Source organism: Microcella sp. (assembly GCF_046293215.1).
GTDB lineage: Bacteria > Actinomycetota > Actinomycetes > Actinomycetales > Microbacteriaceae > Microcella.
In genome coordinates, this window is record NZ_JBKBPI010000005.1 from 151,142 (window position 1) to 174,320 (window position 23,179).

The 23,179-nt window shown below is 69.5% G+C and carries 23 protein-coding genes; 14 read left to right on the forward strand and 9 right to left on the reverse strand.

The window, feature by feature from the left end; all coding sequences use genetic code 11:
- The first annotated feature begins 34 nt into the window (after positions 1–34).
- On the forward strand, positions 35–1,627 hold the full coding sequence (gene serA / locus ACK4SC_RS06595) for a phosphoglycerate dehydrogenase (RefSeq protein ID WP_409616270.1): 1,593 nt from the start codon (positions 35–37) through the stop codon (positions 1,625–1,627).
- A gap of 7 nt (positions 1,628–1,634) precedes the next feature.
- Here the strand turns inward: serA and ACK4SC_RS06600 are convergent, their stop codons facing one another.
- Positions 1,635–2,219: a helix-turn-helix domain-containing protein gene (locus tag ACK4SC_RS06600; protein WP_409616273.1), complete on the reverse strand. Its 585-nt coding sequence runs from the start codon at positions 2,217–2,219 to the stop codon at positions 1,635–1,637.
- A gap of 90 nt (positions 2,220–2,309) precedes the next feature.
- Here ACK4SC_RS06600 and speB point away from each other — a divergent pair, with 90 nt between their 5' ends.
- Positions 2,310–3,251 carry an agmatinase gene (speB, locus tag ACK4SC_RS06605; RefSeq protein WP_409616275.1) on the forward strand — a complete coding sequence of 314 codons (942 nt, stop codon included), beginning with the start codon at positions 2,310–2,312 and terminating at the stop codon, positions 3,249–3,251.
- Between the two features lie 108 nt (positions 3,252–3,359).
- Here speB and ACK4SC_RS06610 read toward each other — a convergent pair whose 3' ends face one another.
- The gene (locus tag ACK4SC_RS06610; RefSeq protein ID WP_409616278.1) at positions 3,360–3,620 is read right to left on the reverse strand and encodes a DUF6458 family protein; all 261 of its coding nucleotides are present in this window, start codon (positions 3,618–3,620) and stop codon (positions 3,360–3,362) included.
- 238 nt (positions 3,621–3,858) lie between these two features.
- Here ACK4SC_RS06610 and ACK4SC_RS06615 point away from each other — a divergent pair, with 238 nt between their 5' ends.
- The 6 genes from ACK4SC_RS06615 to ACK4SC_RS06640 all read left to right on the forward strand — a co-directional run bounded on the left by ACK4SC_RS06615 (position 3,859) and on the right by ACK4SC_RS06640 (position 9,404).
- Positions 3,859–4,914, forward strand: coding sequence for a 3-isopropylmalate dehydrogenase (locus tag ACK4SC_RS06615; protein ID WP_409616281.1), 1,056 nt, complete (start codon positions 3,859–3,861; stop codon positions 4,912–4,914).
- 70 nt (positions 4,915–4,984) lie between these two features.
- Complete coding sequence (locus tag ACK4SC_RS06620; RefSeq protein ID WP_409616283.1) at positions 4,985–6,097, forward strand: branched-chain amino acid aminotransferase; 1,113 nt, start codon at positions 4,985–4,987, stop codon at positions 6,095–6,097.
- Complete coding sequence (locus tag ACK4SC_RS06625; RefSeq protein ID WP_409616286.1) at positions 6,097–6,528, forward strand: DUF6113 family protein; 432 nt, start codon at positions 6,097–6,099, stop codon at positions 6,526–6,528. The genes ACK4SC_RS06620 and ACK4SC_RS06625 overlap by 1 nt, the downstream gene beginning before the upstream one ends.
- Complete coding sequence (fdxA, locus tag ACK4SC_RS06630; RefSeq protein ID WP_409616289.1) at positions 6,525–6,842, forward strand: ferredoxin; 318 nt, start codon at positions 6,525–6,527, stop codon at positions 6,840–6,842. Before ACK4SC_RS06625 ends, fdxA begins: the two co-directional genes overlap by 4 nt.
- 11 nt (positions 6,843–6,853) lie before the next feature.
- A complete protein-coding gene (gene dapC, locus ACK4SC_RS06635; protein WP_409616292.1) occupies positions 6,854–7,957 on the forward strand; it encodes a succinyldiaminopimelate transaminase in 1,104 nt (367 codons plus the stop codon).
- Between the two features lie 157 nt (positions 7,958–8,114).
- Complete coding sequence (locus tag ACK4SC_RS06640; protein ID WP_409616295.1) at positions 8,115–9,404, forward strand: citrate synthase; 1,290 nt, start codon at positions 8,115–8,117, stop codon at positions 9,402–9,404.
- Between the two features lie 687 nt (positions 9,405–10,091).
- Here ACK4SC_RS06640 and dapD read toward each other — a convergent pair.
- The gene (gene dapD / locus ACK4SC_RS06645; protein ID WP_409616298.1) at positions 10,092–11,078 is read right to left on the reverse strand and encodes a 2,3,4,5-tetrahydropyridine-2,6-dicarboxylate N-succinyltransferase; all 987 of its coding nucleotides are present in this window, start codon (positions 11,076–11,078) and stop codon (positions 10,092–10,094) included.
- A gap of 50 nt (positions 11,079–11,128) precedes the next feature.
- Here dapD and dapE point away from each other — a divergent pair, with 50 nt between their 5' ends.
- Together dapE and ACK4SC_RS06655 are read left to right on the forward strand one after the other, a co-directional pair.
- A complete protein-coding gene (dapE, locus tag ACK4SC_RS06650) occupies positions 11,129–12,229 on the forward strand; it encodes a succinyl-diaminopimelate desuccinylase (protein WP_409616346.1) in 1,101 nt (366 codons plus the stop codon).
- Positions 12,230–12,292: 63 nt separating this feature from the next.
- Positions 12,293–12,460, forward strand: coding sequence for a DUF3117 domain-containing protein (locus tag ACK4SC_RS06655; RefSeq protein WP_096422594.1), 168 nt, complete (start codon positions 12,293–12,295; stop codon positions 12,458–12,460).
- A 72-nt stretch (positions 12,461–12,532) separates the two neighbouring features.
- Here the strand turns inward: ACK4SC_RS06655 and ACK4SC_RS06660 are convergent, their stop codons facing one another.
- Positions 12,533–13,165: an O-methyltransferase gene (locus tag ACK4SC_RS06660; RefSeq protein ID WP_409616300.1), complete on the reverse strand. Its 633-nt coding sequence runs from the start codon at positions 13,163–13,165 to the stop codon at positions 12,533–12,535.
- Positions 13,166–13,229: 64 nt separating this feature from the next.
- Between ACK4SC_RS06660 and ACK4SC_RS06665 the strand changes: the two genes are divergently transcribed.
- Complete coding sequence (locus tag ACK4SC_RS06665; RefSeq protein WP_409616303.1) at positions 13,230–13,622, forward strand: sec-independent translocase; 393 nt, start codon at positions 13,230–13,232, stop codon at positions 13,620–13,622.
- A 24-nt stretch (positions 13,623–13,646) separates the two neighbouring features.
- Here ACK4SC_RS06665 and ACK4SC_RS06670 read toward each other — a convergent pair whose 3' ends face one another.
- Positions 13,647–14,576 (reverse strand): LysR family transcriptional regulator, encoded by a 930-nt coding sequence (locus ACK4SC_RS06670; protein WP_409616305.1) that lies wholly within the window; start codon positions 14,574–14,576, stop codon positions 13,647–13,649.
- A gap of 353 nt (positions 14,577–14,929) precedes the next feature.
- Positions 14,930–16,084: an Mrp/NBP35 family ATP-binding protein gene (locus tag ACK4SC_RS06675; protein WP_409616308.1), complete on the reverse strand. Its 1,155-nt coding sequence runs from the start codon at positions 16,082–16,084 to the stop codon at positions 14,930–14,932.
- Between the two features lie 36 nt (positions 16,085–16,120).
- Between ACK4SC_RS06675 and ACK4SC_RS06680 the strand changes: the two genes are divergently transcribed.
- On the forward strand, positions 16,121–16,639 hold the full coding sequence (locus tag ACK4SC_RS06680) for a general stress protein (protein ID WP_409616311.1): 519 nt from the start codon (positions 16,121–16,123) through the stop codon (positions 16,637–16,639).
- A 90-nt stretch (positions 16,640–16,729) separates the two neighbouring features.
- Positions 16,730–18,058, forward strand: a complete 1,329-nt coding sequence (gene mgtE, locus ACK4SC_RS06685) for a magnesium transporter (protein WP_409616313.1) — start codon at positions 16,730–16,732, stop codon at positions 18,056–18,058.
- 6 nt (positions 18,059–18,064) lie between these two features.
- On the opposite strand, the gene ACK4SC_RS06690 is transcribed toward mgtE, so the two are convergent.
- Together ACK4SC_RS06690 and ACK4SC_RS06695 are read right to left on the reverse strand one after the other, a co-directional pair.
- Entirely contained in the window at positions 18,065–19,594 is a 1,530-nt protein-coding gene (locus tag ACK4SC_RS06690; RefSeq protein ID WP_409616316.1) for an aminopeptidase P family protein, read from the reverse strand.
- 59 nt (positions 19,595–19,653) lie between these two features.
- A complete protein-coding gene (locus ACK4SC_RS06695) occupies positions 19,654–20,658 on the reverse strand; it encodes an endonuclease/exonuclease/phosphatase family protein (protein WP_409616318.1) in 1,005 nt (334 codons plus the stop codon).
- 56 nt (positions 20,659–20,714) lie between these two features.
- On the opposite strand from ACK4SC_RS06695, the gene ACK4SC_RS06700 reads away from it, so the two are divergent.
- Complete coding sequence (locus ACK4SC_RS06700) at positions 20,715–21,566, forward strand: PHP domain-containing protein (RefSeq protein ID WP_409616321.1); 852 nt, start codon at positions 20,715–20,717, stop codon at positions 21,564–21,566.
- Between the two features lie 24 nt (positions 21,567–21,590).
- Here the strand turns inward: ACK4SC_RS06700 and ACK4SC_RS06705 are convergent, their stop codons facing one another.
- Complete coding sequence (locus ACK4SC_RS06705; RefSeq protein ID WP_409616325.1) at positions 21,591–23,090, reverse strand: DHA2 family efflux MFS transporter permease subunit; 1,500 nt, start codon at positions 23,088–23,090, stop codon at positions 21,591–21,593.
- Between the last annotated feature and the right edge of the window lie 89 nt (positions 23,091–23,179).

The window sequence follows — 23,179 nt, forward strand, 5'->3', positions numbered from 1 at the left end:
TCGCCCGCGTCGCCCCGCGTCATAAGGATTCTCTGTGCCCAAGCCGGTCGTGCTCATCGCCGAAACGCTGTCCCCTGCCACCGTCGACGCCCTCGGGCCCGACTTCGAGATTCGCCACGTCGACGGCACCGACCGTCCGGCACTTCTTGAGGCTCTCGCCGAGGCCCACGCCGTACTCATTCGCTCGGCCACCCAGATGGACTCCGAGGCAATCGCCGCCGGCCGTCGCCTGAAGGTCATCGCCCGCGCCGGTGTCGGGCTCGACAACGTCGATGTCAAGGCGGCCACGACCGCCGGCGTCATGGTCGTCAACGCCCCCACCTCGAACGTGATCTCGGCCGCCGAGCTCGCCATCACCCACCTCTTGTCGCTTGCTCGCCACCTGCCGGCCGCCGACGCCTCCATGAAGGAGGGCGCGTGGAAGCGCAGCGCCTTTACCGGCGTCGAGCTGTACGAGAAGACGATCGGCATCGTCGGTCTCGGACGAATCGGCACCCTTGTCGCCGAGCGCCTCGCCGGGTTCGGGGTCGAGCTCATCGGCTACGACCCGTTCGTGCCTCCGGCGCGCGCGCAGCAGCTTGGCGTGCAGCTCGTCACCCTCGACGAGCTCATGCAGCGCAGCGACTTCATCACCATCCACATTCCGAAGACGCCCGAGACGACGAACCTGATCGGCGCCGAGCAGTTCGCGCTCGCGAAGCCGTCGTTGCGCATCGTGAACGCGAGCCGCGGCGGCATCATCGACGAGGATGCTCTCCTCACCGCCCTCACGGAGGGCCAGATCGCGGGTGCCGGCCTCGACGTCTTCGTCAGCGAGCCGCCGACCGGCTCGCCGCTCATCACCGCGCCGCGAATCCAGCTGACACCGCACCTGGGAGCTTCGACGGATGAGGCCCAGGAGAAGGCGGGCGTCTCGGTGGCGAAGTCGGTGCGACTCGCCCTCGACGGCGAACTGGTTCCCGACGCTGTGAACGTGGCCGGAGGCATCATCGACCCGAGCGTGCGTCCGGGCATCCCGCTCATGGAGAAGCTTGGGCAGGTCTTCGCCACGCTTGCCGATCACTCGATCGCCGCCATTGACGTGGAGGTACGCGGTGAGATCGTCGCGCACGACGTGGGGGTGCTGAAGCTCGCCGCTCTGAAGGGCGTGTTCAGCCGTATCTCGAGCGAGCAGGTCAGCTACGTCAACGCCCCCCTGTTCGCCGAGCAGCGCGGAGTGACGGTTCGCCTCGTGACCGACGCGACAAGCGACGAGTACCGCAACCTGCTGACCATCCGGGGCACCCTCGCCGACGGCACCCAGTTGTCGGTGTCTGGCACCCTCGTGGGGTCGAAGCAGGTGCAGAAGATCGTCGAGATCAACGGCTACGACGTCGAGGTGCCGATGGCCGAAAACCTCATTGTCATGCTCTACACCGATCGCCCCGGAATCGTTGCGGTCTACGGCAAGGAGTTCGGCGAGGCATCGATCAACATCGCGGGCATGCAGATTGCCCGCCACACGGCCGGCGGCCCGGCGCTCAGTGTGTTGACCGTCGACTCGCGGGTGCCCGACGACCTGCTCGACCGGGTGCGCGAGGCGATCGACGCCGACCTGGTGCGCGCCATCACGGTCGTCGACGCGTAGTAGTTCGCTACTGCGAACCGCTCCACGGGGCGGGGATCAGGGTCCAGAACGCGATGGTCTCGCTGTCGGACTCGTTGCGCCACGTGTGAGGCTCGCGCCCGGGGAAGGTCATCGTGTCGCCCGCCGTCAGGTGATGCCACTCATTGCCGAGGCGCAGTTTCAGCTCGCCCGACACGATGTGCAGCACCTCGACGTCGCAGTTGACCGTGTACGGGTCGTCGCCGCCGGAGGCTCCGGGCTGCATGACCGAACGCAGCACCTGCACTCGACCCTGCCCGCGGGGCGTGAGCATGCGCTCGACAACGTCGCTGCCGCCCATGTTGATCAGCGGCGCGTCGTCGAGACGGATGAGGTCGCTCTCGACGGTCTCGAACAGGTCGCCGACCGGCAACGACAGCACCTGGCAGATGGTGATGAGGGTCGAGACGCTCGGGGAGGTTTCGTCGCGCTCGACTCTGCTGAGGAAGCCCCGGGTCAGGCCAGAGGCCTCGGCGACCTGAGCGACGGTGAGGCCCTGCGCGAGGCGGGAGGCACGCAACTTTGCGCCGATGCGAACCGGCTCGCGGCTGGCTCGCGGATGCACGGGCTTCATCGGTAACCTCCTCACGTTTACTGTAGTGCCGAGCGCAGACATCCCTCTCTGTGTGTTTACCTACAGACATCAGTTGATTACTCTTGTGACATGAGCCCGGACCCGATCGGACCCGTCGACGCCAGTACGCGCCCGCGATTCGCCGACATCGCGACTTTTGCGCGCCTGCCGCGACTCGACCAGGTCGAGCACGCCGACATCGCAGTGGTCGGCGTGCCATTTGACTCAGGCGTGAGTTACCGGCCGGGAGCGCGCTTCGGCCCCGCCCACGTGAGGGAGGCGAGCCGTCTGCTGCGGCCGTACAACCCGGCCCAAGACGTCCATCCCTTCGCCGTGCAGCAGGTCGCCGACGCCGGTGACATCGCCGCCAACCCCTTCGACATCAGCGAGGCCGTCGCGGCCATCGAGGCCGCAGCCCGCGAGCTGACGCGCGGGGGCACCCGTCTCGTCACGATCGGGGGAGACCACACCATTGCGCTCCCGCTGCTGCGGGTCGCCGCCGAGCGCGAGGGTGGCCCCGTCGCCGTCGTGCACTTCGATGCCCACCTCGATACCTGGGACACCTACTTCGGCGCACCGGTGACGCACGGCACGCCCTTCCGCCGAGCCAGCGAGGAGGGTCTCATTGACCTAGAGGCGAGCCTGCACGTGGGCATTCGTGGCCCGCTCTACGGCAAAGACGACCTGCGGGACGATGAGCGGCTCGGATTCGCGATCATCAGCTCGGTCGAGCTGGAGACCGAGGGTCTGGCGCGAGCCATCGAGCGGATGCACGCCCGGCTCGGCGACCGGCCGGTATACGTCTCGATCGACATCGACGTTCTCGACCCCGCGCACGCCCCGGGTACGGGCACGCCCGAGGCGGGCGGGCTGACCAGTCGCGAACTGCTCGCGATGGTGCGCGCGCTCGGCGAACACCGTCTGGTGGGCTCCGATGTCGTTGAGGTCGCCCCGGCGTACGACCACGCCCAGCTCACCGCGGTCGCGGCCTCACACGTGGCCTACGAACTCATCAGCGCCATGGCGCCCTGACGAGACCCCGCGGAAACGGACAATGGCGCTGACCCCACGGGGTCAGCGCCATTCGCCTGATCGGGATGCTCGGAGCGCGGGATCGGGACCGCGTCCGGGGGTCTGGTGTTACGCGACGGGCGGGTCGTCGACCGATGCCTCACGGCGGGTCACACGCTCGCCACTGGCGGGGTCAACGGCCGTGCGCTCGGTGGCGACGGCGGAACGGCGGCGCATCATCAGGGCAACGCCGATGATCACGGTGACGACACCAGCGGCCATCAGGATGTACCCGATCGTGACCAACTCGATGCCCTCGACGGCGAAGTTGACGGCGAACGCCAGGATCGCGCCGACGGCGAACAGGAAGATACCGAAACCAATGCTCATGACACTGTTTCCTTTCTTGGGTGACTCGTGGTGAGCCAGACCCGGGTGCGGGCCGTGCAAAAAGTTAGCGCTGCCTGGACGTTCGACGAAAGCCCCCACGGGCATCCGGGCCGCGCGAGGCGGTAGCCTGAACCTCGATGTTCCCCGTCATTCCGGGGGAGTAGCGCCATGCTGGGAATCGCCTGACATGTCCCCCGTTTGGGGGATGAGGCGCGTTCCGCTGACTCGAGGAGGACCTGTGACCCGCACGCTCGACCTGGCCGTGATTCCCGGCGACGGCATCGGACCGGAGGTCATCGCCGAGGCGCTGACGGTGCTGCGGGCCGCGGTTGGCGACAGCGTCACCGTGCGCGAAACCACGTACCCGCTTGGGGCTGGCCACTACCTCGCGACCGGCGAAATCTTGAACGACTCGACGCTCGAGCGTCTGCGTGAACACGACGCCATCTTGTTGGGCGCGGTCGGCGGCGACCCGCGCGACCCGAAACTCGCCGGCGGCATCATCGAGCGCGGCCTGCTGCTGAAGCTGCGGTTCGCGTTCGACCACCACGTCAACCTTCGGCCCACTCGCCTCTATCCCGGGGTGACCTCACCGCTTGCCGCGCCCGGCGACATCGACTTTGTCGTCGTGCGCGAGGGGACAGAGGGGCCATACGTGGGTAACGGCGGCGCGATCCGGGTCGGGACGCCGCACGAGGTGGCGAACGAGACGAGCGTCAACACCGCCTTCGGGGTCGAGCGGGTTGTTCGGTTCGCCTTCGCGGAGGCGGAAAAGCGCCGCCGCCGGGTGACGCTCGTACACAAGACCAACGTGCTCGTGCACGCCGGGTCGCTCTGGCAGCGTACGGTCGACCGCGTCGCGGCCGAGCACCCCGAGGTGGCGGTCGACTACCTGCACGTCGACGCCACCATGATCTTCCTCGTCACCGACCCCGCACGATTCGACGTCATCGTGACCGACAACCTGTTCGGCGACATCGTGACCGACCTCGCCGGAGCCGTCGGCGGTGGCATCGGCATCGCCGCGTCGGGAAACCTCGACCCGTCGGGCGCGCACCCCTCGATGTTTGAGCCCGTGCACGGGTCCGCCCCCGACATCGCGGGGCAGCAGAAGGCCGACCCGACCGCGGCGATTCTCTCCGCCGCGCTCCTGCTGCGGCACTCCGGGCTCGAGGAGGCCGCGGCGCGCATCGAGCGTGCCGTTGAGGCGGATCTCGCGCAGCGGGGAGACGCGACGCGCACGACCGGCGAGATCGGAGCATCCATCGCCGCCGCGGTCGCCGCCGCGGGCTGATCGGGCCGCCACCGGCGACACCCCGGCGGCAGTACTCTTGAGCCACACCGCTCGATCGACGAGGACCGCCATGACCAACCTCCTGCCCCTGGCTCCGAAGAACCTGGAGTTCGCTGTCACGCGCAACGACAACGCGGCGAGCGTTGAGGCTCGGGAGGAGGTGCTCGCGAACCCCGGCTTTGGGCAGAACTTCACCGACCACATGGTCGACATCTGCTGGAGCGAGTGGGGCGGCTGGCACCGCCCGCGCGTGCAGCCGTACGGCCCAATCTCGCTCGACCCGTCGGCCGCCGTGCTGCACTACGGGCAAGAGATCTTCGAGGGGCTGAAGGCCTACCGCCACGCCGACGGCTCGATCTGGTCGTTCCGCCCCGACGCCAACGCGCGCCGCCTGCAGCGGTCGGCGAAGCGACTCGCGCTGCCCGAACTGCCGGTCGAGTACTTCATCGAATCGCTCAAGCAGCTGATCGCCGTCGACGGCGACTGGGTGCCGAGCGCCCCCGAGACCAGCCTGTACCTGCGGCCGTTCATGTTCGCCAAGGAGGCCTTCCTGGGCGTGCGGCCGGCGAAGAAGGTCAACTACTACGTCATCGCCTCGCCGGCGGGGGCGTACTTCACCTCGGGCCCTGCTCCCGTATCCATCTGGTTGTCAACGCGGTACTCGCGCGCTGGCCGCGGAGGCACGGGTGCGGCAAAGACCGGAGGCAACTACGCCGCCTCGCTTGTCGCGCAGGCCGAGGCGGCCGAGCACGGCTGCCAGCAGGTGCTGTTCCTCGACTCGGTCGAACAGAAGTACCTCGAAGAGCTCGGTGGCATGAACATCGTGCTGGTCTACAAGGACGGCACGCTCGTCACGCCGCACAGCGACTCGATCCTGGAAGGCATCACGCGCGACTCGATCCTGCAGCTGGCCGAAGACCGCGGCCACCGCGTCGAGCGACGCGCCGTCGAGCTTGACGAATGGAAGGCCGGCTACGAGTCCGGCGACATCGTCGAAGCCTTCGCCTGCGGCACGGCAGCGGTCGTGACGCCGATTGGGCAGCTCAAGGGTGAGGGCTTCACGATCGGCACCCCCGACGCGACCCCCGGGGCGCTCACGATGGAACTGCGCCAGGCGCTGACCGACATTCAGTACGGGCGTGCAGACGACCCCCACGGGTGGATGCTGCGCCTGGACGCCTGATGGGCCCACGCTCCGGCACGCGCGTGCGCTGGGCGCTGCGCGCAGGTCTGCTCGCCGCCGGTGCCCTCGTTGGCACGCTCGTCGGGCTGATCGCGACCTTCGCCCACCAGTCGATGCCGCCGCTGGGCATCGGGCTTGCCCTCGTCACCTCCACCGTGTTTCTGGTCGGCGCGCGGTTGGCCGCGCCCAGCCGCGCGGGCGTCATCGGCGCAGCGGCCGGCCTGCTGGGCGTGACGACCCTGCTGGCCGCACCGGGCGTGGCCGGAGGCAGCCTCGTTGTTCCGGGAAACGCGGTCGGCTACGCGTGGCTGATCGGGGTCATGGCGATCAGCGCCGTTGTCGTGTCATGGCCCCGCATACAGCGCGCTCCCCGGCACCGGGCGGCTAGCATGAACGAGTCCCTCAACGAGAAGGAAACCGTCGCACCGTGACCTACGTGATCGCCCTGCCTTGCGTCGATGTCAAAGACCGCGCCTGCATCGACGAGTGCCCCGTCGACTGCATCTACGAGGGCGACCGCATGCTCTACATCCACCCCGACGAGTGCGTCGACTGCGGTGCGTGCGAGCCGGTGTGCCCGGTTGAGGCCATCTACTACGAAGACGACGTCCCCGAGCAGTGGGCCGAGTACTACACGGCGAACGTCGAGTTCTTCACCGAGATCGGCTCGCCCGGTGGCGCAGCGAAGGTCGGGGTCATCCACTCCGATCACCCGATCGTCTCCGCCCTGCCGCCGCAGAACTAGGTCGCGCCGCCGTGCCGGCGTTACCCGACTTTCCGTGGGATTCGCTCGCGCCGTTCGCGGCGCGCGCCCGCGCGCACGCCGAGGGAATCGTTGACCTGTCAGTAGGATCGCCCGTCGACCCGACCCCCGAGGTGGTGCGCACGGCGCTCATTGCCGCGACCGACGCGCACTCCTACCCGCAGACGATGGGTACGCTCGCCCTCCGCGAGGCGATCGTGCGATGGTACGCGCGGCGCCGCGGGGTTACCCTGCCCGGTGTCGATGCCGTGCTGCCGACGATCGGCTCGAAAGAGCTCGTCGCTCTGCTGCCGCTGCTGCTCGACGTCGGCGCCGGCGACACGGTCGTGCACCCCGAGACGGCCTACCCGACCTACGCGGTGGGAGCCGCGATCGCCGGAGCGCGCGCGCTCGGCGCCGACGACCCCGCCGACTGGCCCGCTGGCACGAAGCTCGTCTGGCTGAACTCGCCAGGAAACCCCACCGGTTCGGTTCTCGACGCCGGTGCCCTCCGCGCTCGCGTCGAGGCTGCCCGTTCGCTCGGCGCCGTCATCGTGAACGACGAGTGCTACGCCGAGCTGGGCTGGAAGGCGCCGTTCTCCGACCGGCCGGTCACGAGCATCCTCGAATCGGACGCGCTGGGCGACGGCGACGCGGGGTTGGCGAACGTGCTGAGCGTGTACTCGCTGTCCAAGCAGTCGAACCTCGCCGGCTACCGGGCCGCCTTCGTCGCGGGAGACCCGGCGCTCATCGCGCGCATTCTTGCCGTGCGCAAGCACGCGGGGCTCATTCCGCCCGCGCCGGTGCAGGCCGCGATGGTGGCAGCGCTCGACGACGATGCGCACGTGGCCGAACAGAAGGCGCGCTACGCGCGGCGGCGCGGGATGCTCGTCACCGCCCTCACGGAGGCCGGCTTTTCGATCGACCACTCCGAGGCCGGCCTGTATCTGTGGGTCACGCGGGGTGAACCGGCGCTCGAGACGATCGCGTGGCTGGCGGAGCGGGGCATTCTTGCGGCGCCCGGAACCTTCTACGAGGGGGAGCGCTCGCAGCACGTCCGCATCGCCCTCACCGCGACCGACGAGCGCATCGCCGCGGCTGCGTCGCGCCTTCGTTAGGTGATCATCCACAACGGATCAGCCTGGTCGTTGGTCGATGCGCTACTGGTCAGCGTTTGCGCCTAGGCTGTACCCCGGGTCACCCGCGCCGCCACCACCCTTTGGCGCGAGCCGGGATCCCGCCCCCCACCGAGTCCAACCAACGCGAGGAGGCGATGTGAGCGACGCTGAGAAGAAGGCCACGCTGCACTATCCCGGCGGAACGGCAGAGTTCCCCATTCTTGACAGCGTCGACGGGGCGGCCAGCCTCGACCTGTCGACCCTGACGAAGCAGACCGGCTACACCGGTCTCGACTACGGCTTCGTCAACACCGCCTCGACGAAGAGCGCGATCACCTACATCGACGGCGCCAACGGGGTGCTGCGCTACCGCGGGTACGCGATTGAAGATGTTGCGGCGAACGCCAGCTTCCTCGAGGTGGCGTGGCTTCTGATCTACGGCGAACTGCCGACGGCCGACGAGCTCGCCCACTTCGACGAGCGCGTGCGTCGCCACACCCTGCTGCACGAAGACCTCAAGCGATTCTTTGACGCGCTGCCGCACCAGGCGCACCCCATGTCGGTGCTGTCGTCGGCCGTGTCCGCCCTGTCGACCTACTACGGCGACTCGCTGAACCCGCACGACCCCGAGCAGGTCGAGATTTCGACCATTCGCCTGCTGGCGAAGTTGCCCGTCATCGCCGCCTACGCGCACAAGAAGTCGATTGGGCAGGCCTTCCTGTACCCCGACAACTCGCTGAGCTTCGTCGACAACTTCCTTCGACTGAACTTCGGCACCATGGCCGAGCCCTACGAGGTCAACCCCGTGCTGTCGAAGGCGCTCGAGCGCCTGCTGATTCTGCACGAAGACCACGAGCAGAACGCGTCGACCTCGACCGTGCGCCTCGTCGGTTCGACCGAGGCCAACATGTTCGCCTCCATCTCGGCCGGTATCAATGCCCTCTCGGGCCCGCTGCATGGCGGTGCCAACGAATCGGTGCTCGACATGCTGGCCCGCATTCGCGACTCCGGCGAGAGCGTCGAGCGCTTCGTCGAGCGGGTCAAGAACAAGGAAGACGGCATCAAGCTGATGGGCTTCGGCCACCGCGTGTACAAGTCGTACGACCCGCGCGCGAAGCTCGTCAAAGAGAGCGCAGACGCGGTGCTCGCCGACCTCGGCATCAGCGACCCGCTGCTCGACATTGCCCGCGAGCTCGAGCAGATCGCCCTCGACGACGACTACTTCAAGGAGCGCAAGCTCTACCCGAACGTCGACTTCTACACGGGCGTCATCTACAAGGCGATGGGCTTCCCCACGCGCATGTTCACGGTCCTGTTCGCGATCGGTCGACTGCCCGGCTGGATCGCCCACTGGCGCGAGATGAACGCCGACCCGCAGACGAAGATCGGCCGCCCGCAGCAGCTGTACATCGGCTCGGGCGCGCGCGACTGGCCGCAGGGCCGGTAGGGCGGGGCCTCACGCTGGTGCTGGTGCCGGTGCCGGTGCCGGTGCCGGTGCTGGTGCTGGTGCTGACGCCGTCGGCGCAGCCAGCGTGAGCCGCGCATCCCGTATCGACCGACCGAACCCCCGCGGGCCTCAGCCTGCGGGGGTTCGTCGTGTGTCGGGGCGGGGGCCCGGCCGCATGTCCGGCTGGGGGCTCACCCGCATGTCCGGGGGGAGGCCCGCCCGCATGTCCGGCTGGAGGACCGCCCGCATGTCCGGCTGGAGGCCCGCCCGCTGCCGAGCAGTGTGCCCGTCGCCGGCGGCTGTGTGCCTCTCTCGACCGCCTTCCACAACAGCGGAAGGGGTGACACTCCGTCAGCGCTTCCGCTGTTGTGGAAGCTGGTGAGGGGGGAACATCACGTCGTCGCGTGCACCCGCTGATCGGGGTGACACGCCGGTGGGCGGGTGCGACGCGCAGCGGATTGCGAACATCTCCGGGTGGAGGCGACACCGACGGGCGGTGGGGCGCGAACAACCCTGGGATGAGCGACATCGACGCGCGGCAACGATCGTCCAGTCTGGGCGGCCCGGGCGGCCCGGGCGACCCGGTGGGGGCGTGAGCAATGCGCGGGGCCAGGAGGGGGCGAGCGATGCGCGCGAGCAATGCGCGGGGCCAGGCGGGCGCGAGCAATGCGCGCAGCGTCGCCCGCCCTACGCGTGCAGGGCCGTGTTGAGCTGCACGCCGGCGCCGGTGCGCGGCAGCACCTCGACCCCTCCGGTGAGCGAGTTGCGCCGGAACAGCAACCCGGCCACCCCGCTCAGCTCGGCCGCCTTGACGGTGCGCGGCTGCCCGTAGCTGTCGGTCGTGCCGTCGATGACGGCGACCTTCGTGCCCGCCGTGACGTAAAGCCCCGCCTCGACCACCGAGTCGTCGCCGATCGAGATGCCGATGCCGGAGTTCGCGCCCAGCAGCGCGCGCTCGCCAATCGAGACGCGGTGCGTGCCTCCGCCCGACAGGGTGCCCATGATTGAGGCACCGCCGCCAATGTCGCTGCCGTCGCCGACGACGACGCCCTGGCTGATGCGGCCCTCGACCATCGAGGCGCCCAGCGTTCCGGCGTTGAAGTTCACGAAGCCCTCGTGCATGACGGTGGTTCCGGGCGACAGGTAGGCGCCGAGGCGAACCCGCGACGCGTCGGCGATGCGCACGCGCGGCGGGGTGACGTAGTCGAGCATGCGCGGGAACTTGTCGACGCCGAGCACCGAGATGCCGGCGCGCTGCAGCGCCGGTCTCCGGGCGTCGAAATCATCGGGATGCACGGGCCCCGCCGTCGTCCACGTCACGATCGGCAGGTGGCCGAAGATCCCGTCCAGGTTGAGCGCGTTGGGAAGCACCAGGCGGTGCGAGAGCAGGTGGAGGCGGAGGTAAGCGTCCGCGGTCGACGCGGGGGGAGCATCCAGGGTGATCTCGACGGTGCGCGCCTCGAGTCGCACGCCGCGTCGCTCATCGTCGCCCTCGAGGTGCTCGATCTCGGCCGGCACGATGTGCGGGTCGCGGCCCTCCGGCAGCGTTCCGAGGGCCGGGTGGGGGAACCAGGTGTCGAGCACCTCCCCGTCGGCGGTGCGGACCGTCGCGAGGCCGTAGCCCCACGCGTGGGTGGCCGAACTGTCGTGCGTCCCTGTGGCGCTGTCACTCATGCCTTCCAGGCTAGTGGCGCCGACCCCGGAACTAGGCTGGAGCGGTGACCCTGACGCGCCCCTTCGCCCCCGACCAGCTCGCCGACGTCGTCGCCCTGACCGCGGCGATGTGCGACATCGAGAGCGTGTCGGGGGCAGAGGCGGCGCTCGCCGACACGATCGAGGCGACGCTTGCCGCGCACGCCCCGCACCTGGAGGTGACGCGCGACGGCGACGCGATCGTCGCCCGCACGCAGCTCGGCCGCGAGCAGCGCGTCATCATCGCCGGGCACATCGACACCGTGCCGGTGAACGGCAACCTGCCGACGACCCGCGCCACCGACCCCGAGGGCGGCGACGCGCTCGTCGGCCGCGGCACCGTCGACATGAAGGGCGGATGCGCGGTCGCCCTCGCCCTCGCCTGTCGCCTTCCCGAACCGGCCGTCGACGTGACCTTCGTCTGGTACGACCACGAGGAGGTCGAGGCGAGCCTGAACGGCCTCGGCCGGCTCGCCCGTACCCGCCCCGAGCTACTCGTCGCCGACTTCGCCGTGCTCGGCGAGCCGTCGAACGGCGCCGTGGAGGGCGGCTGCAACGGCACCCTGCGCGCCGACATCACGACCCGCGGTCGCCGCGCCCACTCGGCCCGCGCCTGGATGGGTGTCAACGCGATTCACGTGGCCACGCCCATCCTCGAGCGCCTTGCCGCCTACGAGCCGGCAACCGTCACGGTCGATGGTCTTGATTACCGCGAGGGGCTGAACGCCGTCGGCATCCGCGGGGGAGTGGCCGGCAATGTGATCCCCGACGCGTGCACCGTCACCGTCAACTACCGCTTCGCCCCCTCGCGCACGGTCGCCGACGCGGAGGCGCACGTTCGTGCGCTCGTCGATGGCCTCGATGTCGAGGTGACGGTCACCGACTCGGCCCCCGGGGCGCGCCCCGGTCTGGATGCTCCGCTCGCCCAGCGCTTCATGGCGGCGGTTGGCGGCGCCCCCGCTCCGAAATACGGCTGGACCGATGTTGCGCGCTTTAGCGAGTTGGGAATTCCGGCCGTGAATTACGGTCCCGGCGATCCGTCGCTCGCCCACGCGGACGATGAACGCGTCCCGCTCGCGCAGATCCGCGATGTGGAGCGCGGACTGGCCTCGTGGCTCTCAGCGTCGATTTAGCGGCGGGGCGATAACGGGGGATAATGGGAATCGGAATTTTCGTCTCGAAAGGGGAACCACACTATGGCAGCCATGAAGCCCAGGACCGGCGACGGACCCATGGAGGCTGTCAAGGAGGGTCGCCTCATCATCGTGCGGGTGCCGCTGGAAGGCGGCGGTCGCCTCGTTGTCTCCGTCAACGACGCGGAGGCCACCGAACTGCGTGACGCGCTGAGCGCGGCGATCTCCTAGACCGAGTGCACCCCCGGCCGCGAGGCCGGGGGTTTTCTCGTTCTCGGCCCCGACGAACGGCCGACGTCGCGCTTAGGCCGAGCGCTTCACCAACTGCAGCAGGCCGTCTCCGACGGGCGAGAGAGCCACGTGCACGGCGGGAGACTGCGACAGCTCGGCGATGATGCCGCGGCGATCGGTGGTCACCTGCTCACGCTTTGCGGGGTCGGCGACGGTGTCGCGCCAGAGCGCGTGCGGCACCAACACGACGCCGCCGACACGCACGAGCCGCAGGGCGTGCTCGAGCAGGTCGAGTAGACCCTTGGGGTCGGCGTCGACGAGCACGACGTCGTAGCTCGACTCGTTCATGCGCGGCAACACCTCGGTCGCCGCGCCCGTGATGAGGCGCACGCGCGAGGCGGGATGCCCGGCGTCGCTGAAGAAGCGGCGCGCGGCCTGCTGGTGGTCAGCTTCGATGTCGATCGAGGTGAGGTGCGCGTCGGGGGCGCCTTTCAGCATCCACAGGCCGCTGACGCCGACGCCAGTGCCGATCTCGATCATGGTCTGTGCGCCCACCGCGGCCGTCGTAAAGGCAAGGTGCGCGCCCGTAGCGGGGCTGACGGGGTCGGTGCCGAGTTCTTCGGCGGTCACCCGCGCTGCGGCGATCACATCGGGTTCGACGACGGACGCTTCGACGTACTTCCAGGACAGGTCTTTGCTCGGCACTTCGGCCTCCTCGTCGGCCCAGCCTAGAGGGAATCCCTCGGGTTTCGGCGGCTATTCTGGGCTCGTGTCCTTCGGCCTGACGTTCGAGAAGCTGCTCGTGATCGGGCTGATTGCCGTGCTCATCATCGGCCCCGACCGCCTGCCGCAACTGGCCGCACAGTTTGCCCGCCTCATCCGCAGCCTTCGCGACATGGCCAACGGGGCGAAGGAGCGCATGCGCGAGGAGATGGGGCCCGACTACGACGACGTCGACTGGAAGAAGCTCGACCCGCGTCAGTACGACCCGCGCCGCATCATCCGTGAGGCGCTGATGGAGGACGAGGCGCAGCCGACGCGGCCGGGTGCGGCAGCGGGCGCCGCGACGGTCACCGCGCCCAAACGCGAGTCGGCCTACGCTCAGCGTCAGCGACTGCTGCGCGAGGGGCGCCCGGCACCGTTTGACCCCGAGGCGACCTGACGCGCGGCCGCCGCGGCCGCGGGGTTAGCGCCGGTGGGCCGGATGCGCGTAGCGCGCGGACACCCGCCGCCCCTCGATCTCGAGCAACTCGATCACTCGGCGCACGCTCGGCCGTTCGGCGCGGTCGGAGCGCAACAGCGCGGTGATCTGCCGTTCGGCGGGAATTCCCGTGATCGGCCTCGTGACGATGCCGCTGTCGTGGATACGCGTCGTGTAGCGGGGCAAGATCGCCAGCCCGATGCCAGCGGCGACGAGGCGCTCGACGAGCAGATTGTCCATGATGCGCTGCACGACCCGCGGCGCGCGGCCCGTGGCCGCCGCGAGCCCGTCGAGCACCTTGTCGTACGGGTAGCCGACGGGCGCGCCGATCCACTGCTCGGTGACGAGGTCAGCGGGCTTGAGCACCGCCCGGTCGGACAGCCGGTGGCCGAGCGGCATCGCGATGTCGAACGGTTCGGTCATGAGGGTGACGGCGCGCAGCCCGTCGCGGGTCCAGTGCTCGGGAATCCCTTGCGAGTCGGCCAGCACGATGTCGTAGTCGGGGGTGAGGCTCGCGAAGTCGGGCCGGTCGAGGTCGTGGTCGGTCACGACGACCTCGAGCCCTGGCTCGTCGTCGAGCATCGTCAGCAGACCCGGCAGCAGCATCTGGCCGGCCGTGGGGAACGTGCTGAGGCTCACGGTGCCCTGCGGCAGCTTCGTGAACTCGCTCCACAGCGCCTCCGCGGCCTCGATGGCGGTGGCGATCTGCCGGGCGGTCGCGGCGAGTGCCTCGCCCGCTCCGGTCAGCTGGATGCCGCGGCCCACGCGCTCGGTCAGCGGCACGCCGGCCTCGCGTTCCAGCACCTTCAGCTGCTGCGACACGGCCGACGGTGTGCGGTGGGTGGCGGCGGCGACGGCGGCCACAGACCCGCGATCGGCGAGTTCGCGGAGCAGTTCGAGTCGGCGCACGTCCATGTAGTAACGCTACATGATTAGTTCAGAAACAATAGCTTGTTCTTTAGGATTGATCGCGGTTCACTAGAGGTGTTCAGGACGCAGTACCCACCTCGAAGGAGCAGATCGTTATGACCGCCGGAATCATCGTCATCGCAGCGCTTGGCGCGTGGGCCGTCGTCGCGAGCGTCGTCGTCGCCGTGCGCGATGGCTACCGCCGCGTTCCGACGCTCGCTGCCTAAGGGGCATCCCGTATCGCGCCCGCGCGGGCGTGATCACCGCGAGAGCCGTCTGTGCTCGAGCCCACCATTCCAGGGGTGGGGTCGGGCCCAGGCGGCTTTCGTCGTTGTCGGGCGTCGCTGGCGACCGAGGGGTCAGCGCGGCGTGACGCCGAGGGGCCGCCCGGCGAGCCCTCGCCCGCGCCGCGCCACGGCGGCCGCCAGCTCGCGAATCGCGGCCCCGGCCGCGTCGCTCTCGTTGGTCACGATCGGGATGCCCTGATCGCCCCCCTCCCGCAAGCCCACCGACAGGGGCACACGCGCGAGCAGCGGCACGTCGAGGCGGGCCGCCGTGTCGTCTCCGCCTCCCGAGCCGAACAGCTCGAGTACCGAGCCGTCGGGCTGGGCGAGTCCCGCCATGTTCTCGACGACCCCGATGACGGTCTGCCCCGTCTGCCGGGCCACGATCGCGGAGCGCTCGGCCACATCGGCCGCGGCTTTCTGCGGCGTGGTGACGACGATGACCTCGGCGTGCGGCAACAGCTGCCCCACCGAGATGGCGACGTCACCCGTGCCGGGCGGCATGTCGATGACGAGCACGTCGAGGTCGCCGAAGTAGACGTCGGTGAGGAACTGTTCGACGGTACGGTGCAGCATCGGCCCGCGCCACGACACGGCGGCACCGGGGTCGACGAACATGCCGATCGAGATGACCGCAACGTCGTGGGCGCGCGGCGGCATGATCGCCTCGCCGACGCGGGTGGGCTTCGCGCCCTCGATGCCGAGCAGGCCCGGAATCGAGAAGCCGAACACATCGGCGTCGATCAGCCCGACCCGCAAACCTTGCGCCGCGAGGGCTACGGCGAGGTTCGCCGTGATGGTCGACTTGCCGACGCCGCCCTTGCCGCTCGTCACCGCGATCACGCGGGTGGTCGAGTCGGGGGTGAAGGGCATGCGGGCCTTACCGCCGCGCAGCCGGGCGATGAGAGCATCCCGCGTCTGCCGGTCCATGACGCCGACGTCGACGGCGACCTCGTCGATGCCGGAGACAGCGGCGGCCGCCTCGCGCACATCGCGTTCGATGCGGTCGGCTGCGGGGCAGCCGACGATGGTCAGCTGCAGGTCGATTTCGGCGCGCGTCGTGCCGACATCGCCCTCGACGACCCGCACCGCCGGAATCATGTCGAGCTCGGTCACGGGGCGCCGCAATTCGGGATCGATGACTCGCGACAGGGATGCGCGCACAGCGTCCTCGAGAGAAACGTTCACCGAACGGTCACTCGAGTCAGAGGTGTCGGATGCGGCGGGCACACCCACAGGCTAGCGACGCCTGACAGAATGGGAGCCATGAGCAACGTGCCCGGACTCTTTCGTCGCGCCGGCGCGGCCACCCAGCGGGTGCCGCGCGGCGACGTGCTGGGCACCTACGACACCTACGCCGACGCCATGCAGGTCGTCGACCGGCTCTCGAAGGCCGAGTTCGACGTGAAGCGCCTCGCGATCGTGGGCCACGACCTCACCATGGTCGAGAACGTCACCGGCAAGCTGAGCTATGGCCGAGTGGCCTTCGGCGGCGCAGCGACGGGCGCCTGGTTCGGCTTGTTCGTCGGCCTGCTGCTCGTGCTCTTCTCGCCCGACCCGCAGTTCGAGTTCCTCGCCGCGGCCGCCCTCATCGGCGCCGGTTTCGGTCTCGTGCTGTCGGTCGTGCAGTATGCGCTGCAGCGTCGCCGGCGCGACTTCACGTCGACAAGCCGGGTCGTCGCATCCCGCTACGAGATCGTCGTTGAGCCCGGGTTCGTGACCCGGGCTCAGCACCTGCTCGCCGGGGGTTCCGCTGATGCGGACCCCGCGCCTCCTAAACCCTGAGCCGCCCCCGACCCCGCTCGCGGCGCAGCTGACGCCGCGAGCACTACCGACACGTGCGCCCCACGGGGCGCTTCTTCCGGGAGGTGTGGAATGACCGAGGACCTGCAGGACCTGATCGAAGAGCGTGACGTGCGCGCGGCGGCGCAGTGGCTGGCCGACCACGCCCCCCACGAGATCGCCGACGAGCTCACGCGTCTGCGCGCCGTTGACTCGGCTCTCGCTTGGCGGCTGCTGCCGAAGGGTCGCGCGCTCGAGGTGTTCGAAGAGCTCGACTCGACCCAGCAGCAAGAGCTGCTCGGCGGCATGCGCGACCACCTGTTCGCCGAACTGGTCGAGAACATGGACCCGGACGACCGCGCCCGCCTGCTCGGCGAGGCGCCCGCCGGCTTCGTTCAGAAGGTGCTCGCGGGCCTGAGCCCGCGCGAGCGGCGCATGACCGCCGAACTGCTTGGCTACCCCGCCGGTTCGGTCGGCCGCGTCATGAGCCCCGAGATCATCTCGGTGCACGACACCACCACCGTCGGTCAGGCGCTCGCCCGTTTGCGGGCCCGCGCCGAGCACGCCGAGACGATCGACCTCGTCGCGGTCGTGGATGCGTCGCGCGCCTATCGGGGAACGGTCGCGCTCAAGCAGCTCGTGCTCGCCGACCCCGACCAAGCCGTCATCGACATCGCTGACGACGACCACCCGATCGCGCACGTCGACGACGAGGCGGAAGCCTCGGCGCGTCTACTGCAGGAGTACAACCTGACCGGGCTCGTCATCGTTGACCGCGAAGACCGGGTCGTCGGCATCCTCACCGTCGATGACGCACTCGAAATCATCGAGCAGGCCGACTCGGAAGACATCGCGCGTCAGGCCGGTGCCCTGCCGAGCGCTGGCCACTACTTCTCGTCGAGCGTGTGGCAGCTGGCCGGTCTGCGTGTGGTGTGGCTGTTCATCCTGATCGTCGCTGCGGCTCTCACCGTGTCGGTGCTGCAGATCTTCGAGGACTCGCTCGAAGAGGTCACGGCGCTCGCGCTATTCATTCCGTTGCTCGTCGGGACGGGCGGAAATGTCGGTGCCCAGGCGGCGACCGCGGCCGTGCGTGCCCTTGCGCTCGGCGAGGTGCGGCCGAGCGACGTGCTGCGCGTCGCCTGGCGCGAGTGTCGCGTCGGCCTGCTTCTCGGCATGACGTTGGGCATCGTCGCGCTCGGCATCGGATCGATCGTCGTCGACTTCCCCGTCGCGACCGTCGTCGGCATTTCGGTCGTGCTGATCTGTGCGTGGGCGGCGACCGTCGGCGCGTCCATGCCGCTGCTCGCCCGCGCGATCCGCATCGACCCGGCCGTCATCTCGGCTCCCATGGTCACGACGCTCGTCGACGCGACGGGCCTCATCATCTACTTCCTCGTGGCCGGCGCCGTGCTCGGGTTGTAGAACGCGCTACTCCTCCTCGTCGCCCCACTCGGGCGCGCGGCCGGCGATCCACTCTTCGACCTCGTCGGCGGTGCGCGGGATGAACGCCGACAGGTTTTCGGCACCGTCCTCCGTGACGAGGATGTCGTCTTCGATGCGCACGCCGATACCGCGGAACTCTTCCGGCACGGTCAGGTCGTCGGGCTGGAAGTACAGCCCGGGCTCGATCGTGAACACCATGCCGGCCTGCAGCTCGCCGTCGAGGTACAGGTCGCGGCGGGCCTGCGCGCAGTCGTGCACATCGATCCCGAGGTGGTGCGAGGTGCCGTGCACCATGTAGCGGCGGTGGTAGCCGGCGTCGGGCTTCAGCGACTCCTCCGCGCTGACCGGCAGGAAGCCCCACTCGGCGGTCTTGGCGGCGATGACGGCCATCGCCGCGGCGTGCACCTCGCGGAACCGGATGCCGGGCTTCACGATCGCGAACGCCGCATCGGCGGCCTCGCGCACTGCCTCGTACACCATGCGCTGCACGGGGCTGAAGGTGCCCGACACGGGTAGCGTGCGCGTGATGTCGGCCGTGTAGTAGCTGTCGAGCTCGACGCCGGCGTCGATGAGGATCAGGTCGCCGGGCAGCACGGGCCCGTCGTTGCGGGTCCAGTGCAGAATGCACGCGTGCGGGCCGGAGGCCGCGATCGTGTCGTAGCCGACCGTGTTGCCCTCGGCGCGGGCCCGCCGATTGAAGGTGCCCTCGACGAGGCGCTCGCCGCGGGGATGCTCGATAATCTGCGGAAGGTCGCGCACGACGTCGTCGAAGCCCTGCGCGGTCGCGGCAACGGCGCGGCGCATCTCGTCGACCTCGTACTCGTCCTTCACGAGCCGCAGTTCGCTCACGTCGCGGGCGAGTTCGTCGTCGCCCGCCGTGTCGACCCCGGCGCCCTCGGCCGCGGTGCGGAAGCCGCCGACCAGGCGCGCGGAATCGACGCGGTCGGTGAGGCGAGCATCCGCCTCGCGCACCACCAGCGTTTCCTCGTCGACGGCGTCGAGCATGGCGTCGAGCTCGCCGAGACCGCGGGCGGTGAGCGCGAGGTCGACGGCGACGTCGTCGCGGCTTGGCCGCGGGCCCGTCCAGAACTCGCCGATCTCGGGGTTTGCGTAGAACTCGTCGGAGTCGCGCCCCGCCGCCTCGCGGAAGAACAGCACCGCTTCGTGGCCGTCGGCTGTCGGCTCGAGCACGAGGACGCTCCCCGGCACGGTGTCGCTACCCCAGCCGGTGAGGTGAGCGAACGCCGAGTGGGCGCGGTACGGGTAGTCGGTGTCGTTCGAGCGCTGCTTCGCCGGGCCCGCCGGAATGATCAGCCGCTGGCCGGGGAACAGCGACGAGATGCGCGCGCGACGCGCCGCCGCGTACGCAGCCTGCTCGCGGGCCTCGCCCACGCCGGCCGGGCGCTCGGCCCAGCCGCTCGAAATGAAGTCGCGGAACTTCTCCGACCCGGGGGTGGTGGATCGGTTTTCCGTCGCGCGGGGGGCCTCGGTGGTTGCCTTGTCGGTCTCAGCCATGCCGACCATTGTTTCACCGTGCGCCCCGGCGTGCGCCGATCGCTGCGGATGCGCGGGGCTCAGTTCAGAATGACGCGCGCGACGATCGGGCGGTGATCGCTGCCCGTACCGTCCTCGGTGGTGATGACCCGGAACCCGGTCACCGCGATGTCGTCCGTCGTCATGATGTGGTCGATGGGGGCCCCGAGCAGCGGGGGCAGCCGCGTGGGCCACGTGCCGACCGCGCCGTTGCCGGTGACGATGTTCGCCGAGTCGCACGTGCCCAGCCCATCGGGGTCGCCGAGCGCGGTGAAGTGGTCGGGTGTCGCGTTCATGTCTCCGGCGAGAATGACACGTTCGCCCTGACACACCGAGTCGACCCAGGCGAGGTCGGCCCGCCAGTTGTCGAGCTGCGCCGGGATGGGTGCGACCGGGTGCACCCCGATGATGGTCGGGCCGGTGTGGTCGATCGGGCGCAGCACGATGCTCGGCAGCACGCGCGTGTTTCCGACCGTGTCGTCGACGCGGTACTGCCCGATCGACGCCGACACGAGAACACTCGTGGACCGGGCGGCGGCGATCTGGTCGAACGCGACCGTGTAGACCCACATGGGGCTGCCCGCCTCGCGCATGATCACCGCGGTCTGCTCGGCGACATCGGCCGTCGTCTCGGGCAGCACCACGATGTCGGCCTGCTCGTCGAGCGCGAGCGCCGCGATGCGTTCGGCACCCGGAGCATTGCCGAGCGTGTTCCAGGCGAGCACGCTGAGTTCGGCAGGGGCCCGCAGCGGGAACGTTTCGTTGCCGAATCCGCGCACCGACTGCACCGCGACGTTGAGCCCGGCGAACACCATGAGCATGAGCGCGATCGCCGCGAAGAAGCGGCGCGCCGGCGGAACGACGAGGGCCAGAATGACCACCACCACGGCCGCGATCAGCGCGGCAGCGGCGGCCGCCGATCGGAGGGCGACCATTTGCGCGATGTACGGAGACAGGGTGAGCCCAAACAGGCTCGGCCAGGCGACCACGAGAAGAACGATGCCGATGATCACGAGCGTCGCCGCAGAGATCACCTTCAGCACCATGGTGTCTCGAGCCTAACCCGGGCACCTTGCCAGGCCCTGCGTCCTACGATGACGGTATGGCGCATCCGCTGATCGATCTGCACGCGCACTCGAGCGTCAGCGACGGCACCGAGACGCCGACCCAGCTCATTCGCGCCGCGCTCGAGGCGGGCCTCGACACGATCGCGATCACCGACCACGACTCGACCGCGGGGTGGGACGAGGCGCTGACGGCCGCCGCCGGCACCGGGCTGCAGGTCATCCGCGGCATGGAGCTGTCGACCCGCGACGAGTGGCGCAGCGTCCACGTTCTGGGCTACCTGTTCAACCCGAACGACGGCGATCTCGTGGCCGAGACGGCGCGCATTCGTGACGACCGGCTGACCCGCGCCGAACGCATGGTGGGGCGCCTGAGCGAAGACTTCGACGTGACCTGGGAGGACGTGCTGGCCCAGTCGGGCGGGGTCTCGATCGGCCGTCCGCACATCGCCGATGCGCTCGTCGCCCGCGGCATCGTGCGCACCCGCAGCGAGGCGTTCGCCTCCATCCTGCACTTCCGCGGCGGCTACTACCTGCCGCACGCCGCCCCCACCGTGCTCGACGGGGTGCGACTCATCGCGAACGCCGGGGGTGCCCCCGTCATCGCGCACCCCGCGACCCGGGGCGCCGACGCCGTCATCGACGAACGGATGCTCGTTCAGCTCATCGACGCCGGCCTCGTCGGTCTCGAGATCGGCCACCGCGAAAACACCGACGCGGGGCGCGCCACGCTCGAGCGCTGGGCCGAGCGCTACGACCTCGTGGTGACGGGCTCGAGCGACTACCACGGCGAGGGGAAGCCGAACCGGCTCGCCGAGAACACGACGAGCCCCGACGCGCTCGAGCGCATCATCGCCGCCGCCCGCGGTGTCGAGCCCGTGCGGGGCTAAGCGGCCGCGACGCGCCCCTCAGCGTTACGCCGACTCGACAACGCGAGTCGACCCGGTCTCGGTCGTGACCTCGGGGCCCCCGGTGCCGCGCTGCCAGCGCACGAGCAGCACCAGCGGAATCACCGCGGTGGCGAGAGCGGCGGCCACCGTGAAGGCGGCCCGAACGCCGTCGGCTGAGATCGATGCCTCGCCTGTCGCCGGAGCGACGAACGCCGCAACCGACAAGAACAGGGCGATACCGGCGGCCCCGGCAACCTGCTGAACGGTGCCCACGATCGCCGACCCGTAGGGGTTCAGCTGCGGCCGAAGCGACGCGAGCCCGTTCGTCAGTAGCGGGGTGAAGAGCAGGGCAAGCCCCAGCCCGATGCCGATGTTCGCGACGGCGACGAGCCAGATCGGGGTCGCCGAGGTGAACATCGACATGCCCCAGAGCGTGCTCGCCATCAAGACGATGCCGGGAATCACGAGCGAGCGCGGCCCGACCTTGTCGTAGCGGCGGCCGATGAGCGGGGCCATCAGGCCCTGCAGCAACGCACCCGGCAGGATGACGAGGCCCGAGACGAGGGTGGAGGCCCCCAGCACCTCTTGCACGTACAGCGGAATGATGATGATCGCGCCAAACAGCGACATCGAGGCCACCGTGATGATGCCGATCGAGAGCGCAAACTGCCGCTCGGCGAACGTGCGCATGTCGAGCAGAGCGTCGTCAGTGCGCTGCAGGCGCACCTGACGCAGGACGAACAGTGCGAGTGCGACGACTCCCACGACGAGCGAGATCGTGCCGGTCACGACCGAGTCGGATTCGGACCCGCCCTCGGCGTGACCGCCCTCACCCAGCTGGGCGAGTCCGAACACGAGCCCGCCGAATCCCGGAACCGACAGCATGATGCTGACGAGGTCGAGGCGTGAGCCACGACGCTGTCCGACGTCGACCATGCGCAGCGCGCCGATCACGAGGGCCGTCGTCGTGAGCGGCAGCATCGTGATGAACAGCCAGTGCCAATCGGCGATCTCCAAGATGAAGCCGGAGAGCGTCGGGCCGACGGCGGGGGCCACGGCAATCACGGTCGACACGGTTCCGATCACCTGCCCGCGGCGCCCCGGGGCAACCAACGCGAACACGGTCGTGAACAGCATGGGCATCACAATCGCCGTGCCGCTGGCCTGAATGACGCGGGCGACAATCAGCAGCTCGAAGAACGGCGCGACTGCCCCGAGCAACGTGCCGGCCGTGAACAGCGACATCGCCGTCACGAACAACGCCCGCGTGCTGAAGCGCTGCAGCAGCCAGCCGGTGATCGGGATCACGACAGCCAGGGTCAGCATGAACGCCGTCGTCAGCCACTGCGCCGTCGTCGCCGTGATGCCGAACACCGCGATGAACCGCGGAATCGCGACGCCCATCAGCGTCTCGTTCAGGATGACGACAAACGCCGACGCGATCAGAACGCCGAGCACGATGCGTCGCTGGGCGGCGGTCACCGGAGTCGGCGCAGGCGGAGCGGAAGAGTTCGTGGTCGTCACCCGAAGCGCAACCTAGATGATTGATTCCAAGGGGTGACCGGCGGCGCGCCTGTCTCAAGCAGTGGTTGAGGGTGTCCAGGATCGAGGTT